The organism is Streptosporangium sp. NPDC000396, assembly GCF_042898655.1.
Taxonomy (GTDB): Bacteria; Actinomycetota; Actinomycetes; order Streptosporangiales; family Streptosporangiaceae; genus Streptosporangium.
On the sequence record NZ_JBIAZA010000029.1, the window covers coordinates 77,819 to 91,476 of the forward strand.

The 13,658-nt window shown below is 70.4% G+C and carries 13 protein-coding genes; 6 read left to right on the plus strand and 7 right to left on the minus strand.

From position 1 onward, the window contains the following. Window positions 1-87: 87 nt before the first annotated feature. The 3 genes from ACFY2X_RS35950 to ACFY2X_RS35960 are packed head-to-tail and all read right to left on the minus strand — an operon-like array spanning window position 88 to window position 2,484. Window positions 88-1,080 (minus strand): adenylate/guanylate cyclase domain-containing protein, encoded by a 993-nt coding sequence (locus tag ACFY2X_RS35950; RefSeq protein WP_389947434.1) that lies wholly within the window; start codon window positions 1,078-1,080, stop codon window positions 88-90. 45 nt (window positions 1,081-1,125) lie between these two features. Further along, the gene (locus ACFY2X_RS35955) at window positions 1,126-1,626 is read right to left on the minus strand and encodes a PH domain-containing protein (RefSeq protein WP_389947436.1); all 501 of its coding nucleotides are present in this window, start codon (window positions 1,624-1,626) and stop codon (window positions 1,126-1,128) included. A 33-nt stretch (window positions 1,627-1,659) separates the two neighbouring features. Next, window positions 1,660-2,484 (minus strand): biotin--[acetyl-CoA-carboxylase] ligase, encoded by an 825-nt coding sequence (locus ACFY2X_RS35960; protein WP_389947438.1) that lies wholly within the window; start codon window positions 2,482-2,484, stop codon window positions 1,660-1,662. A gap of 170 nt (window positions 2,485-2,654) precedes the next feature. Between ACFY2X_RS35960 and fdhD the strand changes: the two genes are divergently transcribed. The 3 genes from fdhD to ACFY2X_RS35975 all read left to right on the plus strand — a co-directional run bounded on the left by fdhD (window position 2,655) and on the right by ACFY2X_RS35975 (window position 5,342). After that, window positions 2,655-3,500: a formate dehydrogenase accessory sulfurtransferase FdhD gene (gene fdhD / locus ACFY2X_RS35965; RefSeq protein WP_389947440.1), complete on the plus strand. Its 846-nt coding sequence runs from the start codon at window positions 2,655-2,657 to the stop codon at window positions 3,498-3,500. Window positions 3,501-3,572: 72 nt separating this feature from the next. Continuing rightward, window positions 3,573-4,535 (plus strand): sensor histidine kinase, encoded by a 963-nt coding sequence (locus ACFY2X_RS35970; protein WP_389947442.1) that lies wholly within the window; start codon window positions 3,573-3,575, stop codon window positions 4,533-4,535. A 123-nt stretch (window positions 4,536-4,658) separates the two neighbouring features. Beyond that, window positions 4,659-5,342, plus strand: a complete 684-nt coding sequence (locus tag ACFY2X_RS35975) for a response regulator (RefSeq protein ID WP_389947444.1) — start codon at window positions 4,659-4,661, stop codon at window positions 5,340-5,342. 9 nt (window positions 5,343-5,351) lie between these two features. Here ACFY2X_RS35975 and secY read toward each other — a convergent pair whose 3' ends face one another. The 3 genes from secY to ACFY2X_RS35990 form a co-directional block, all read right to left on the minus strand. Then, the gene (gene secY / locus ACFY2X_RS35980) at window positions 5,352-6,647 is read right to left on the minus strand and encodes a preprotein translocase subunit SecY (protein WP_389947446.1); all 1,296 of its coding nucleotides are present in this window, start codon (window positions 6,645-6,647) and stop codon (window positions 5,352-5,354) included. 204 nt (window positions 6,648-6,851) lie between these two features. Beyond that, a complete protein-coding gene (locus ACFY2X_RS35985) occupies window positions 6,852-7,709 on the minus strand; it encodes an alpha/beta fold hydrolase (protein WP_389947448.1) in 858 nt (285 codons plus the stop codon). Window positions 7,710-7,799: 90 nt separating this feature from the next. Beyond that, window positions 7,800-8,525 carry an alpha/beta fold hydrolase gene (locus tag ACFY2X_RS35990; RefSeq protein ID WP_389947450.1) on the minus strand — a complete coding sequence of 242 codons (726 nt, stop codon included), beginning with the start codon at window positions 8,523-8,525 and terminating at the stop codon, window positions 7,800-7,802. 196 nt (window positions 8,526-8,721) lie between these two features. Here ACFY2X_RS35990 and ACFY2X_RS35995 point away from each other — a divergent pair, with 196 nt between their 5' ends. Together ACFY2X_RS35995 and ACFY2X_RS36000 are read left to right on the plus strand one after the other, a co-directional pair. Continuing rightward, a complete protein-coding gene (locus tag ACFY2X_RS35995; RefSeq protein WP_389947452.1) occupies window positions 8,722-9,675 on the plus strand; it encodes an alpha/beta hydrolase in 954 nt (317 codons plus the stop codon). A gap of 71 nt (window positions 9,676-9,746) precedes the next feature. Beyond that, window positions 9,747-10,526, plus strand: coding sequence for an alpha/beta hydrolase (locus ACFY2X_RS36000; protein WP_389947454.1), 780 nt, complete (start codon window positions 9,747-9,749; stop codon window positions 10,524-10,526). Here ACFY2X_RS36000 and ACFY2X_RS36005 read toward each other — a convergent pair. Then, on the minus strand, window positions 10,501-12,798 hold the full coding sequence (locus ACFY2X_RS36005) for a helix-turn-helix domain-containing protein (RefSeq protein WP_389947456.1): 2,298 nt from the start codon (window positions 12,796-12,798) through the stop codon (window positions 10,501-10,503). The genes ACFY2X_RS36000 and ACFY2X_RS36005 overlap by 26 nt on opposite strands. A gap of 322 nt (window positions 12,799-13,120) precedes the next feature. Here ACFY2X_RS36005 and ACFY2X_RS36010 point away from each other — a divergent pair, with 322 nt between their 5' ends. Further along, a complete protein-coding gene (locus ACFY2X_RS36010; protein WP_389947458.1) occupies window positions 13,121-13,651 on the plus strand; it encodes a GNAT family N-acetyltransferase in 531 nt (176 codons plus the stop codon). The last annotated feature ends 7 nt before the right edge of the window (window positions 13,652-13,658 follow it).

Consider the following 13,658-nt stretch of genomic DNA (forward strand, 5'->3'; position numbering starts at 1 on the left):
CACCTCAGATCTGTGAGCTGGATTGCAGGTTGACTGGACTACAGGTCGAACGGCACGTCTACGACGCGCCCCCTACGCCCATGCTTATCAAGCGCGGCGAAGCACGTACGGCTGGACCAGACCGAGGCCGCGCGCCGGTCTCCGGCGGATGCGGGTCACCTCGGTGCCGGGCGCCCCTGTCACGGCATCGGCGAGCCCGCTGTCGATGATGATCGTTCCAGGGCGGGCGATGGCCGTCAGCCGGGCGGCCAGGTTGACGGTGGTCCCGAACACGTCGCCCATCATCGGCAGGACCGGGCCGTAGGCCAGCCCGATCCGCACGTCGGGCCCGTCCCGCTGGATCGCGTCGACGAGCTCCAGCGCGATCGCGGCGGCCGCGCGGGGATCGGCCGCGATGAACAGCACCTCGTCGCCGAGCGTCTTGACCAGCCGTCCCCCGTGGGCGGCGACCACGTCGGAGGCCCGGGACTCGAACCCCTCGACCAGGTCGGCGAGCCCCCGCTCGTCCAGCTCGCGGGAGACCCGGGTGAAGGAGACCAGGTCGGCGAAGCCCACCGCGAGGGTCACCCGGGTCGGCACGACCTCCTCGGTGATGTCGGCGATGGCCAGCAGGCGGGTGCCTGCGGCGGCGAGTTGGGCCCGCCACACGTGGATCAGCACCTGCTCGAAGTCGGGGAGCAACTGGCGCGAGGTCTCCAGGATCGCCGCCAGATCGGCGTCGGTGGGCGGCTGTGCCGGGTCGAGCATGGCACCGATCATGATCTCGGCCTGCCACTGCGCGAGCCTGGCGGTCGTCTGGCCGAGCGCCCGGGCCATCCGGATGACCGCCCGGTCGTCCAGCAGGCCGCTCTCCATCATCGCCCGGACCCGCTTGAGCGCGGCCACGTCGGCGTCGGTGAAGGCCACCGCGTCGTCGGCGAGCGTGGCGAACCCGAGCGCCCGCCAGATCCGCTCGGTGAGATCCTGCGGCACCTCGGCCATCTTGGCCACCTGGACCCGGGTATAGCGGGGCGGCGAGCCGACGAAGGTGTGTTCGATCTGCTCGGCCGTCGGACGACCCGACGTTTCCCTTCCGCCCATCATCTCCCCCAGACCAGGAGGTTACGCCACATGGCCCATCGCCCCCTATGGTTCTCCGTCGGCCGCGTCGTCGAGCACGCGGAACAGCTCTGCCCGCACGTCCTGGATGTGGGGGATGTCACGCAGCGTGATCCTGCCCTGCTCACCGGCCGACTCGACATTGAGCGTGCCGCAGCCGAGAATCCGCTCCAGCAGCGTCTGGTCGGCGCTGACCGTGTTCACCTTGCTCATCGGGATGTCGTCGTTGGACTTGTTCAGCACGCCCGTGCTGATCGTGAACCGGTGCGAGGTGAGCACGTAGGAGGTGTTCTTCCACTGGAGATACGGCACGAACGACCACACGGTCAGCAGCCCGACCGCGATCACGGCCACCGCGATGCGGGCGTAGGACTCGTACTCGAAGGCGGGTATGAAGAACATCGCGGCGCCGGAACCGGCGGCGATGACGATCAACGCGAGGAGCGGGACGACGAGGCGCTTCCAGTGGGGGTGGAACGAGCGGATGCGCTGTTCCCCCTCCGTGAGGTGGTGATCAGGGAGACCCATGGGGCAAATCGTGGCACGCCTGGATGCCCCGCGTCACGATGTGTGCGGACGAACATGCACGACGTCACCCGCGCTCAGCGTGTGCTCCTCCCCCTTGGCCTGGACGAGCAGGTGACCGGAGCTGTCGACGCCGGTGGCCGTCCCGGTGAGCACCCGCTCTCCCGGCAGCTCGACCCGGACCTCACGGCCGACCGTCGCGCTGATCGCGAGGTAGGCGGCCCTCAGCCCGCACGCGTCGGCGTCGCCGTCGGCCTCGGACCACTCCCGGTAGTGGGTCTCGACCTCCCGCAGCACCGCCCGGATGATCGGGTCGCGGTCGACGCAGGCGGCCTTCTCGATGGCCAGCGAGGTGGCGGTTTCGACGGGCAGCTCGTCGGGACGGACGCTCACGTTGAGCCCGACCCCGACGATCACCGCGTTGTCCACCCGCTCGGCGAGCACCCCGGCGAGCTTGCGCTCGCCGATCAGCAGGTCGTTGGGCCACTTCAGGCGGACGTCCACCTCGGCGATCTTCCGCACGGCCGACGCGGTGGCCAGGCCGACGAGCAGCGGCAGCCAGCCTTGCCTGATCGGGGGCGGATCGGGACGCAGGAGCATGGAGAAAGCCAGCCCGGAACGCGGCGGCGCGCTCCAGGAACGGCCGAGCCTGCCGCGACCGGCGAACTGCGCCTCCGCGATGACCACGGCACCCTGCCGGGCACCGTCGCGCACGGCCTGGGCGAGATCGGCGTTCGTCGAGCCGGTCCTGCCGACGACGGCGATGTCCGACCACAGGCCCCCGGGGCGGACCAGGGCATGGGTGAGAGCCGCCTGGGAGAGCGGCGGGCGGTCGAGATCGGTGAAGGGCGAGTCGAGCACTTAACCATCTTCCCTCCCTTACCGACCGCCTGTTACCGAATCGCGGCAATGACCAGGGAATACTGTCAACGTGCACGGGATACGCGGGCAGATCCGACTATCCGTACAGGTCGGGCACAGAAAGATGGGGAAAATGAGCAAAAGTCTCCGCTCACATGCCTGGGCCACCCGTGGATAGCGTCACGAGGCCGGGGCCGACCACCGTGGTCCGGATCCGGGAAGTCTCAGGCGGGATCGCCAGAGACCGCCGTGACGACCTGGCCACCGAGGAGCCGCTGGAGATCCGGATCCAGGCGGGTGGCGCGCGCCGTACGGTCGCGATCACCATGCGGACCCCGGGCGCCGACTTCGAGCTCGCCGCCGGGTTCCTGCGCGGCGAGGGCATGGTCTCCGGCGAGGAGATCGTCTCCATCGCCTACTGCACCGACGACGACGTGGCGCCCGAGGCCCGCTACAACACGGTGACGGTACGGCTGCGCGGTCCCCTGCCCGACCTGCCCTCCCTGGACCGGCACTTCATGACGTCGAGCGCCTGCGGCGTCTGCGGCACCGCCAGCCTCGACGCCCTCCACTCCCGCCACCTCCCCCCGATCGAGGCGACAGGGCCCACGGTCTCCCCCGAGACCCTGTACGGCCTGCCGCACCGGCTGCGGGAGGCCCAGGGCGTGTTCGGCAAGACCGGGGGCCTGCACGCGGCCGGGCTGTTCTCACCGGACGGCGAGCTGGTGGCACTGCGTGAGGACGTGGGACGGCACAACGCGGTGGACAAGCTGGTCGGCTGGGCACTGATGAGCGGGAGACTGCCGCTGAGCGAGCACATCCTGATGGTCAGCGGACGGAGCAGCTACGAGATCATGCAGAAGGCCCTCACCGCCGGCCTGCCGATCGTCTGCGCGGTCTCCGCGCCCTCGTCCCTGGCCGTCGACCTGGCCAGGGAGTTCGGGATGACGTTGGTCGGCTTCCTCCGCGACAGGCGGTTCAACCTCTACTCGGCCCCCGAGCGGGTGACAGGCTGAGCTCGCGCCGTCGAGCCGTCGAGTCGCCACTGGCTAAGATCGAGGCACCGACGACTCTTCGGGTGGGAGATGGTGACCGAGCAGACACGCCCGATCCGCCGCATGTGGTCGTCCATGACCACGGCGGCGTCGCGTGCTGCCCGGCTCGGTGATCTGCCCGTCATCTTCATGCTGGCCTGGGTCGGCTGGCTGGCCGTCCCGTGGTCGCTCAGCGGGCTCGCCCAGGCCCGCGCGGCGGCCGCCGCCAGCGCCAGCCACGACCGCGCCACCGAACCGGCGCACACCGGCTCGTCCCGGCATGTGGTCGCGGCCACCGCCCCGGACCCGGCCGGTCTCGACGCGATCCCGCCTCTTCCCGCTTCGACCGGCCTCGGCGCGACCTCACACCTCCCCGCCTCCTCGGTTCCGACCGGCCTCGGCGCGGCCCCTCCTCTTCCCGCCGCCGACGATCTGATCGCGCGGGAGCGGGCGAGGATCGCCGGAGAGGTGCACGACGCCGCCGGGCACGGCCTCGCCACCATCGCCATGCATGCCGGGGTCGCCCTTCTCCTGCTCGACGAGCGTCCCGAGCAGGCCCGCGCCTCACTGGAGGCGATCCGCGACACGAGCGTGCGGGCGCTCACCCAGCTTCGCACCGCGCTCGACGTCATCGACCCCGGCACTCCCGCCGAGGAAGACCTGCCCCGCCTGATCGACGGCGTCCGGGCGGCGGGCCTGCCCATCGACGTCGAGCCCGCCGAGCCCACGGTGCCCGCGCATCTCCAGGGCACGGTCTACCGTGTCGTGCGTGAGTCGCTGACCAACGTCCTGCGCCACGCCGGCCCCACCCGGGCGCTGGTCCGTGTCGCCAACGATCCGTGCGAGTTCGTGCTGGAGGTCGCCGACCGGGGCCGGGGCGGCTCAGGATCGGGTGAGGGCCGTGGCCTCGCGGGGATGCGCGCCCGGGTGACCGCGGCGGGCGGAGACTTCAGCGCGGGCCCGCGAGAGGGCGGCGGCTTCCGGGTGATGGCCCGCTTCCCCGGGGAAACCACCTGACCGCGGGGGACCCGGCGGGTGAGATCATGGCTTGTCGACCGGGCACGCCGTCTCACCACGCCCTCACCATGCCTCCTCACCACGTCTCTTCACCACGCCTCTTCACTACGCCTCGGAGTCCCATTGACCACCCAGTCTCCGGAAGTGATCCGGGTCGCCCTGGCCGATGACCAGGCCGTCGTGCGCATGGGGCTGCGAGCACTCATCGACCGGGAGCCCGACCTGGAGTACGTCGGCGAGGCCGGTGAGGGCGCCGCCGCACTGGAACTGGTCCGCGGCACCCGCCCCGACGTCCTGCTGCTCGATATCCGCATGCCGGGCATGGACGGTCTCGACACCCTCCGCGCCATCGCCGCCGACCCCGGCCTGCGCGGCACCCGGGTCGTGATCGTGACCACGTTCGCGGTCGACCAGTACGTCTTCACCGCCCTCCAGGCGGGCGCCAGCGGGTTCGTGCTCAAAGACAGCGCCCCGGCCGAGCTCACCCAGGCGATAAGAGTGGTCGCCTCGGGCGAGGCGCTGCTGTCGCCCTCCATCACGAAGAAGGTCATCGGTCTCTTCGGCCGTCACGACATCGCACCGGACATCGCACCGGTCGAAGGGCTCGACACGCTCACACCCCGCGAACGCGAGATGGTCGCCTGGGTGGCCACCGGCCGGTCGAACAGCGAGATCGCCAGGGAGCTCACGCTCAGCCCCGACACCGTGCGCACGCACGTCAGCAGGGCCATGGTGAAGCTCCACGCCCGTGACCGGGCCCAGCTGGTGGTGTTCGCCGTACGGGCCGGGCTGACCCTCCCCGCCTGAGCGTCCCCCTCAGCGGAGGAAACCCTCGTAGTTGCGCTGCTGCAGCTGCGCCTCGATCTGCTTCACGGTCTCCAGGCCGACCCCGACCATGATGAGGACGGTCGTCCCGCCGAAGGGGAAGTTCTGCTGCGTCGAGGGGTCGCGAAGCATCACGAACGCGATGAGCGGGATCAGCGAGAGCGCTCCCAGATAGAGCGCGCCGGGCGCGGTCAGGCGGGACAGCACGAACCGGAGGTATTCCTCCGTGGGCCGCCCCGGACGGATCCCCGGGACGAACCCGCCGTAACGCTTCATGGTGTCCGCCACCTCCACCGGATTGAAGGTGATCGACACGTAGAAGTAGGTGAACCCCACGATCAGCAGGAAGTAGGCGGCCATGTAGAGCGGGTGGTCGCCCGTGACCAGATAGGTCGAGATCCACCGCGTGACCGGGTCGGTCCCGCCGCCCATCGACACCGCGAGCTGCGGCAGGTACAGCAGCGACGAGGTGAAGATGACCGGGGTGATCCCCGCCTGGTTGACCTTCAGCGGGATGTAGGTCGAGGTCCCGCCGTACATCCGCCGCCCGACCATGCGCTTGGCGTACTGCACGGGAATCCGCCGCTGGGCCTGTTCCATGGAGACCACGGCCGCCACCACGAAAACGCCCCAGACCAGCATGAGCACGAGCGCGAAGGGGTTCGTCGCGAAGATGTTCGACAGATAGGACGGGAAGACCGCGACGACCTGCGTGAAGATCAGGATGGACATGCCGCTGCCGACGCCCCGCTCGGTGACGAGCTCACCGAGCCACATGACGACGCACATGCCGGCCACCATCGTGATCACGATGACCGTGACGGACAGCGGGCTCTGGTCGTACAGCAGCCGCTCGCGGCAGTTCGGGAAGATCTGCCCGGTGCGGGCCATCGCCACGACCGCGGTCGCGTTGATCACCGCGAGCCCGACGGTCAGGTATCTCGTGTACTGCGTGATCTTCGCCTGACCCGCCTGCCCCTCCTTGCGCAACGCCTCCAGTCGCGGGATCAGCACCGCGAGCAGCTGGATGACGATGCTCGCGGTGATGTACGGCGCGACGCCGAGGGCGAACGCCGACAGCTTGAGCATCGCGCCCCCGCTGAAGAGCTGCACCATGTCCGCGAACCCGCCTCTGGCCCCCGCCAGGCACCGCCGTACCCCTTCGACGTCGACCCCGGGGGACGGCAGAATCTGGCCGAGCCTGAACAGCGCGACGACGCCCAGCGTGAAAAGCAGCTTCTTCCGCAGTTCGGGCACGCGCAGGACCCGGGTGAGCACGATCAGCATGCCGCGAGTCTGGTCGCACCCGCGAAAAGAGACATCCGCACGAAAGCGGCTTCCTCCTACGCAGATCTGCGTAGCCACCTCACCGCGGGGGAATCTCTCGCTCGAGACTCGATGCCCGCCCACTGCGCCTGCGAACGCGCCCACCGCGTGGCTCGCCGAGCCCGCCTGCCATCGAGCTGGATACGACCTTCGGCCCGTGATACTTCAGCGGATGTCGCGGGCTGCGCGGCGGATGAGGTCAGTGACCGCTTCGGGCTCGGAGACGGAGATCGCGTGTGAGGCGCTATCGACGGTGACGGTGCGGGAGTGGGCGCGCTCGGCCATCCACTGCTGGGCCTTCGGCGGGATGTTGTGGTCCTTGCCCGCGATCAGGGCGTAGGAGCGGATGTCCTTCCAGGCGGCCTTCGTGGCCTTCTCCTCCAGGGCGAGGGTGGAGACCGGCCGCTGGGTGGCCGCCATGATCGCGGCGGTGGTGGCGGGCACGTCGGCGGCGAACTGTTTGCGGAACCTGTCCTGGTTGATGGTCAGCTCGGTGCCGGTGCCGCCGCCGGGCCGGGGGTAGGAGGCGGTGTTCAGGGTCTCGCCCAGGGTGCTGCCGGGGAACTTGCCGGCCAGTTCGCCGGCGCTCTCGCCGATGTCGGGAATGAACGCGGCGATGTAGACCAGCGCCTTGACGTCCGGGTCGTCGGCGGCGGCGGCCTGGCTGATGACCGAGCCGCCGTAGGAGTGACCGGCCAGCACCACCGGCCCGTCGATGCTGTCCAGGACGCTACGCAGGTAGGCGGCGTCGCTGCTCAGTCCGCGCAGGGGGTTGGCAGTGGCGATGACGCGATAGCCGTCGCGTTGCAGGCGCCGGATAACGCCGGACCAGCTGGAGGCGTCGGCGAAGGCGCCGTGGACGAGCACGATGGTCGGCTTGGCCTTGGCCGTCGCGGCGTTGCGCGAGGCGGCGGCGCTGCTGCTCGCCGTACTGGTGGCCAGCAGTGCGCCGGTCACGATCGAAGCGACGGCCACGCCGGCGAGTGCGCGGGCGGCCGAGCGGGTGCGAAGGAAACGGGACATGGCGGTTCTCCTTGGAACTTGACGCCGGTCAGATGGTCGTGCGGGGGATGGCGGCGGAGGCGATGAGGAGGTGGCCTCCTGCCTTGCCGGTCAGGCCGTGCCGGCGCGGACGGCGTCTCGGATGACGTCGGCTACCTCTTTGGGCCGGGATACCGCGACGGCGTGCGAGGCGCCCCCCACCTCGACGATCGTCGCTCCGGCCCGCTCCGCTCCGAAGCGCTGGACCTGCGGGTTGATCGCCTGGTCGCCGGTGGCTATCACCGCCCAGGAAGGCTTGGTCCGCCAGGCGGCCGCGGTGGCCGGCTCGGTGAACGCCACGGCGGCGAGCGGGCGCTGCGCCACCGCTAGCACCGTGGTCACCTCGACGGGAACGTCCGCGGCGAAGACGGTGGGGAACGCCTGCGGGACGATCGTGAACTCGACCGCAGGCTCACCGCCCGGCACGGGGTAGGTCGTGGTGCGCAGGCTGGTCGCCAGTGGCGGCTCGGCGAAGCGCCCCTGGAGCTCGCCGAGGCTCTCGTTCTCTTCCAGGGCGTAGGCGGCGACGTAGACGAGGCCGACGACGTTGTCGGTCGTGCCGGCCACGGTGATGATCGCGCCGCCGTAGGAGTGGCCGACGAGCACGACGGGGCCGTCGATCTGGGCGGCCACGGAGGAGATGTAGGCCGCGTCGGAGGCCAGACCGCGCAGCGGGTTGGGCGGCGCCACCACGGGAATGCCGTGGTCCTGGAGGTCGGCGATGACGCCGGACCAGCTGGAGGCATCGGCGAACGCGCCGTGCACGAGGACGACGGTCGGGGTGGTGCTTTCCCTCATGGATGTGCTCCTTGCCAACAAGGTGTCAGTCGGACGGGAGCGATCCAAACAGGCCACGACAGGGGAGAACGAGGTGGAAACGTACTTCTGCCTGTGCTTCTGCCTCGTCTTCCCTGTTGCCGCTTGTTTGGATGTGTGGCGAACGGGAGCTCCCCCTTGTGCTGGAGCCCGCCTCTTTCACCCCTTTGGAGAAATCATGAGCAAGCCTGTCCTGGAACCCGCCGCGAGAGCCTTCGCCGAGGCCACCGCCCAGCCGCCCTACCTCTTCCAGATCCCGCCGAGCGAGGGCCGCAAGGCCGTGGACGAGGTCCAGTCCGGCCCGATCGACCTGTTCGCCGTGGACGAGGAGTGGGTGACGATCCCCGGCGGCCCCACCGGTGAGGTCAGGGCCCGCATCGTCAAGCCGGCGGGCAGCACCGGCGACCTCCCCGTGATCATTTACATCCACGGCGCGGGCTGGGTCTTCGGCAACGCCCACACCCACGACCGGCTGGTACGCGAACTCGCCGTGGGCACGGGCGCCGCCGTCGTCTTTCCCGAGTACGACCTGTCGCCCGAGCACCGCTACCCGGTCGCCATCGAGCAGAACTGGACGGTGGCCCAGTGGATCGTCACTCAGGGGACGTCCAAGGGCCTGGATGCGTCCAGGATCGCGGTGGCCGGCGACTCCGTCGGCGGCAACATGAGCGCCGCCCTGACGCTGATGGCCAAGCGGCGCGGCGGGCTGCCGCTGGTTCAGCAGGTGCTGTTCTACCCGGTGACCGACGCCGCCTTCGACACCGGCTCCTACCAGCAGTTCGCCGAGGGCTACTTCCTGCGCCGCGACGCCATGCAGTGGTTCTGGGACCAATACACCACCGACGAGGCCCAGCGCGCCGAGATCACCGCCTCCCCGCTGCGCGCCACCACCGAACAGCTGACCGGCCTGCCTCCGGCGCTGATCATCACCGGTGAGGCGGACGTGCTGCGCGACGAGGGCGAGGCGTACGCGAACAAGCTCCGCGCGGCCGGGGTGCCCGTGACCGCCGTACGCTACCAGGGCATCATCCACGACTTCGTCATGCTCAACGCGCTGCGCGAGACCAACGCCGCCGCCTCGGCGATCGAGATGGCCATCAGCACGCTCCGCCGGGCCCTGGCCGAGAACTGACACGCTTTGTCCTGGGTCGGGGCGGAGCGAAGGGCCCCCGCACCGGCCCGCACACGGCCTCAGGACGGATTATGCCCTCCACCCTCGAATGCGCCCGGATCCGCCGTGTCAACGCCACCGGCCGGATCCCGGTCGTCTTCATCCACGGCCTGTGGCTGCTGCCCATGAGCTGGGAACGCTGGGCTCAGGTGTTCGGCGAGGCGGGATTCGCTTCCCTCAGCCCGGCCTGGCCATGCGCGCCGCCGCCCACCGTAAGGACAGCCGACGAGGTGGCCGACCACTTCGCGGCTCTGATCGGCGGGCTGGAGCGCAAGCCTGCCGTGGTCGGCCACTCCACCGGGGGCCTGCTCGCCCAGATCCTCGCCGGGCGCGGCCTTGCCTGCGCCGCCGTGGCCATCGGCCCGGCGCTCTCGCAGGATGTGCTGTCGCTGCCGGTCTCCCCTCCGCGGGTGCCGACCGATCCGGCCTGCCCGCTCACCTACGACCGGTTCCGCCACGCCTTCGCCAACGCCGTCGGTGAGGAGGAGGCACTGGAGCTGTACGAGACGTTCGCCGCGCCGGGCGTGCCGCCGTACCCGGCGTCCGCCGGGGCCTTCGGTCCGTGGAGCGAACCGGAGGTCGACGCCGTCGCGAAGGATCGGGGTCCGCTGCTGCTCATCTCCGGTGAGATGGATCACATCGTCCCCTGGGCCGCCGCCCGCGCCGCCTATGACAAGCAGGTCCGCAACGAGCACCACCTGACGGAGATCATCGAGATGCCCGGCCGCGGGCATTCGCTGACTGTCGACAACGGCTGGCGTGAAGTCTGCGGCACCGCCCTGACGTTCATGCAGCGCTTTGTGGATCCGTGACGGAACCCGCCGCCTGCGTGATCTGGCCGAGTTCCTTGCGTACCCAGGCCACACGGGCGGTGTCACCGGCGCTCTCGAACAGCTCCACGGCCTCCCGAAACGCCTCGCGGGCCTGCTCCACCTGCTCCAGCCGGACCAGTGCCTTGCCCAGGTTGGTCAGGGAGGTGGCCATGGCCCGGCTGATCGGGCGCTCGCGCATCTCCCGCAACGCCTGGCGGTAGTGGTCGGCGGCCTCCTGCCAGCGTCCGAGGGTGAAGTAGCCGTCACCCACCAGGTCCAGCGTCGAGCCCACGGCCTGGTTGACGATGGCCGGCGAGCCGCCGAAGGAGGGATCGCGCAGCCGGTCCAGCAGGGCGAGGTTGTGCTGGACAGACTCCTCCACCCGGCCGAGCCGTCGCAGGCAGTTCCCTATGCTGATCATGGCCTGGGCGTAGCCGTCCATGTCTCCGACCTGCTGGAAGCACTCCGCCGCCTGCCGGGTGTAGCTCATCCCGCTTTCCTTGCTCTGCTGGTCGTCGCGAGCCCACAGCGACCAGGTGGCGTAGATCAGCGCCCAGCCCTGCTGGCGCACGTCGCCGATGTCGCGGGCCAGCTCCAACGCGCGCAGGGCGGTCGCCTCCGCCTCGTCGTAGCGGGCCTGGCAGTAGGTCTGCGCCCAGGACAGGTAATTGAGATGCACCGCCTCCAGCCCCGGATCGTCCATGGCGCGGGCGGCAGCGGCGGACAGGGCGAACACCTCGGGCCAGTGGCCCCAGTGCATCCACAGGTCCGAGAACCAGTGCATGGCCTCGGCCACCTCGACGACGCGCGCGTGCTCACCGACGCGGGCCGCCTGCCGCAGTGCCGCCAACCAGGCCTCACCCTCCACCTGGAGCCACTCCTGCGCCTGCCCCGCGGTGTCCAACTCGACGAGGGAGTCCCAGCCCGGCGGCGGGGCGCCGTAGTCCGGCTCGAACCAGCGCCCGGCGACCGTGGCGACCTCGAGCAGCCAGTCGTCCATGCGCCGCCGCGCCCGCCGCTGGGACTCGATGGGTTCCTCCTCCGATAGCCGGGCGCGGGCGAACAGCCGTACCAGGTCGTGGAAGCGGTAGCGGGCTAGGTATGGCGACTGCAGCAGACCGAGATCGACCAGCTCCTCCAAGGCGTCCTCCGCCTCGGCCAGGCCCAGCTCGGCCAGGACCGCCGTCATCGGCACGCCGAAGTCCGGCGCGGCGACCAGCGCCAGTCGCCGGAAGCACTGCCGTGCCGACGGGGAGAGCTGCCGGTACGACAGCGCGAACGCGGCGGCCACCGACAGGTCACCCGCGGCCAGCGACTCCACCCGGCGTCCCTCATTACCAAGGCGCGCTGCCAGTTGCCCAACCGTCCAGCCGGGCCTGCTCTGCAACCGGTTCCCGGCGATGCGCAGCGCCAGCGGCAGGTTCCCGCACAAGCTCGCCACCTGCGTCACCCCATCCGGATCGGCCTCGGCACGCTCCGTGCCCACGATCGTGCGCAGGAGCGCGGCCGCTTCCTCAGCGGCCAAGTGCTCCAGCGGGAACTGATGCGCGCCTTCCAGCCCGGCCAGTGGACGGCGGCTCGTGATCAGCGTCATCACCGGCCCACTCGACGGCAGCAGCGCACGCACCTGGCCTTCGTGGGCCGCGTTGTCCAGGATGATCAGGCAGCGCCGTTCGCGTAGCAGGGCCCGGTAATGGCCCGCGCGTTCCTCCTCGTCGGCGGGGATGCGCCGCTCGGCCACACCCAGGGCTTTGAGCAGCCGGGACAGCGCCGTCCCTGGCTCCAGCGGGACCGGATCCATGCCACGCAGGTCCAGGTAGAAGCGGCCGTCGGGGAACAGCTCGGGCACCTGCCCAACGGCTCGTACGGCCAGCGCCGTCTTCCCGATGCCGGCGGCACCGGAGATCGCGGCGACGACGGCGGCCTCTTCGTCTCCGGCCCGGCCCGACAGTTCGCGCAAAGCACGTAGCTCCCATGCCCGCCCGGTGAAGTCGCCCACTCCGCGAGGCAGCTCACACGCGCCCGGTGCGGGCGCCTCCTGGCGCGGTCGTCCGGCTCGTGCCGCCTCCGACAGCGCCGATCGCTGCGCGTCCCCGAGCCGCAGCGCCACGGCCAGCGCCTCCACGGTGCGCCGCTGCGGACCCCGACTGGTTCCTCGCTCCATGTCGCCGATGGCCCGAACGCTCACGCCCGACGCGTGGGCAAGCTCCTCGATCGTCAGCTTGGCGGCGTGCCGCAACCTCCGCAGCAACCCGCCGAACGCCTCCGCCATCCGCCCCACTACCTCCCGCCAGTGAAATATTGAAAATTGCATCATATTCGCCCATCCCCGCCGAGAACGGACGTCTCCGGCCCCGGCACCTGGCTCCTGGACCCGATCGACGCCCGCGAGCACTCCCTGGCCTGCCAGATCGAGCAGGCTCAGGCGGAGATCGACGCTCTCACCGCGCCGAACTCAAACGCCTGGTCAACCGCAGCATCCTCGTCGAGACCGAGCCGGGATCGTTCACCCGGCCGCGCCCATGGCTCGGCCGGTGAGCCACGCGTTCATGCCCACGTTGAACGTCGTCCTACAGGGTTGTTAGCCTGCGCGCATGTCAGATCTAGGACATGTGGCTTGGCCGCCTGAGCTGATCCGGACCGAGCGGCTCGTGCTCCGTGAGCCCGAGGCGCGGGACCGTACAACGTTCATCGAGCTGCTCGCCTCGCCAGAGGTGCACACCTACCTCGGCGGTCCCCGCCCGCGTGACGAGCTTGAGCGTGAGATGCCCGAGGTGCCCGAGCGATGGCCCGGGAGTTTCGTCGTCGAGCTCGACGGGGCGATGATCGGCCAGATCCTGCTCAGGAGAGCAGCCGGGCACCATCGCCCGGCTGCTGCGGGGAAGGCCGATCTCGGTTACCTGTTCCTGCCGAAGGCCTGGGGGCAAGGGTACGCCGCAGAGGCGTGCGCGGCGGCACTCGACTGGTTTGACGGCGTCCTTCCCGGCGAGCCGGTGGTGCTCACCACCCAGAGCGCCAACGTCGGCTCGATGCGCCTCGCGGCAAAGCTGGGGTTCACCGAGGTCGAGCGGTTCCAGGCCTGGGGCGCCGAGCAGTGGCTCGGCCTGCGGCCCCCGGCCACGTGATGGGGCT

What these genes read in the sequence shown, in the direction of transcription:
- ACFY2X_RS35950 (WP_389947434.1), bottom strand. Translation starts at nt 1,080, where the DNA reads ATGGGCGGAAGGGAAACGTCGGGTCGTCCGACGGCCGAGCAGATCGAA.
- ACFY2X_RS35985 (WP_389947448.1), bottom strand. Translation starts at nt 7,709, where the DNA reads ATGTCCCGTTTCCTTCGCACCCGCTCGGCCGCCCGCGCACTCGCCGGC.
- secY (WP_389947446.1), bottom strand. Translation starts at nt 6,647, where the DNA reads ATGCTGATCGTGCTCACCCGGGTCCTGCGCGTGCCCGAACTGCGGAAG.
- ACFY2X_RS35955 (WP_389947436.1), bottom strand. Translation starts at nt 1,626, where the DNA reads ATGGGTCTCCCTGATCACCACCTCACGGAGGGGGAACAGCGCATCCGC.
- ACFY2X_RS36000 (WP_389947454.1), top strand. Translation starts at nt 9,747, where the DNA reads ATGCCCTCCACCCTCGAATGCGCCCGGATCCGCCGTGTCAACGCCACC.
- ACFY2X_RS36010 (WP_389947458.1), top strand. Translation starts at nt 13,121, where the DNA reads ATGTCAGATCTAGGACATGTGGCTTGGCCGCCTGAGCTGATCCGGACC.
- ACFY2X_RS35990 (WP_389947450.1), bottom strand. Translation starts at nt 8,525, where the DNA reads ATGAGGGAAAGCACCACCCCGACCGTCGTCCTCGTGCACGGCGCGTTC.
- ACFY2X_RS36005 (WP_389947456.1), bottom strand. Translation starts at nt 12,798, where the DNA reads ATGGCGGAGGCGTTCGGCGGGTTGCTGCGGAGGTTGCGGCACGCCGCC.
- ACFY2X_RS35995 (WP_389947452.1), top strand. Translation starts at nt 8,722, where the DNA reads ATGAGCAAGCCTGTCCTGGAACCCGCCGCGAGAGCCTTCGCCGAGGCC.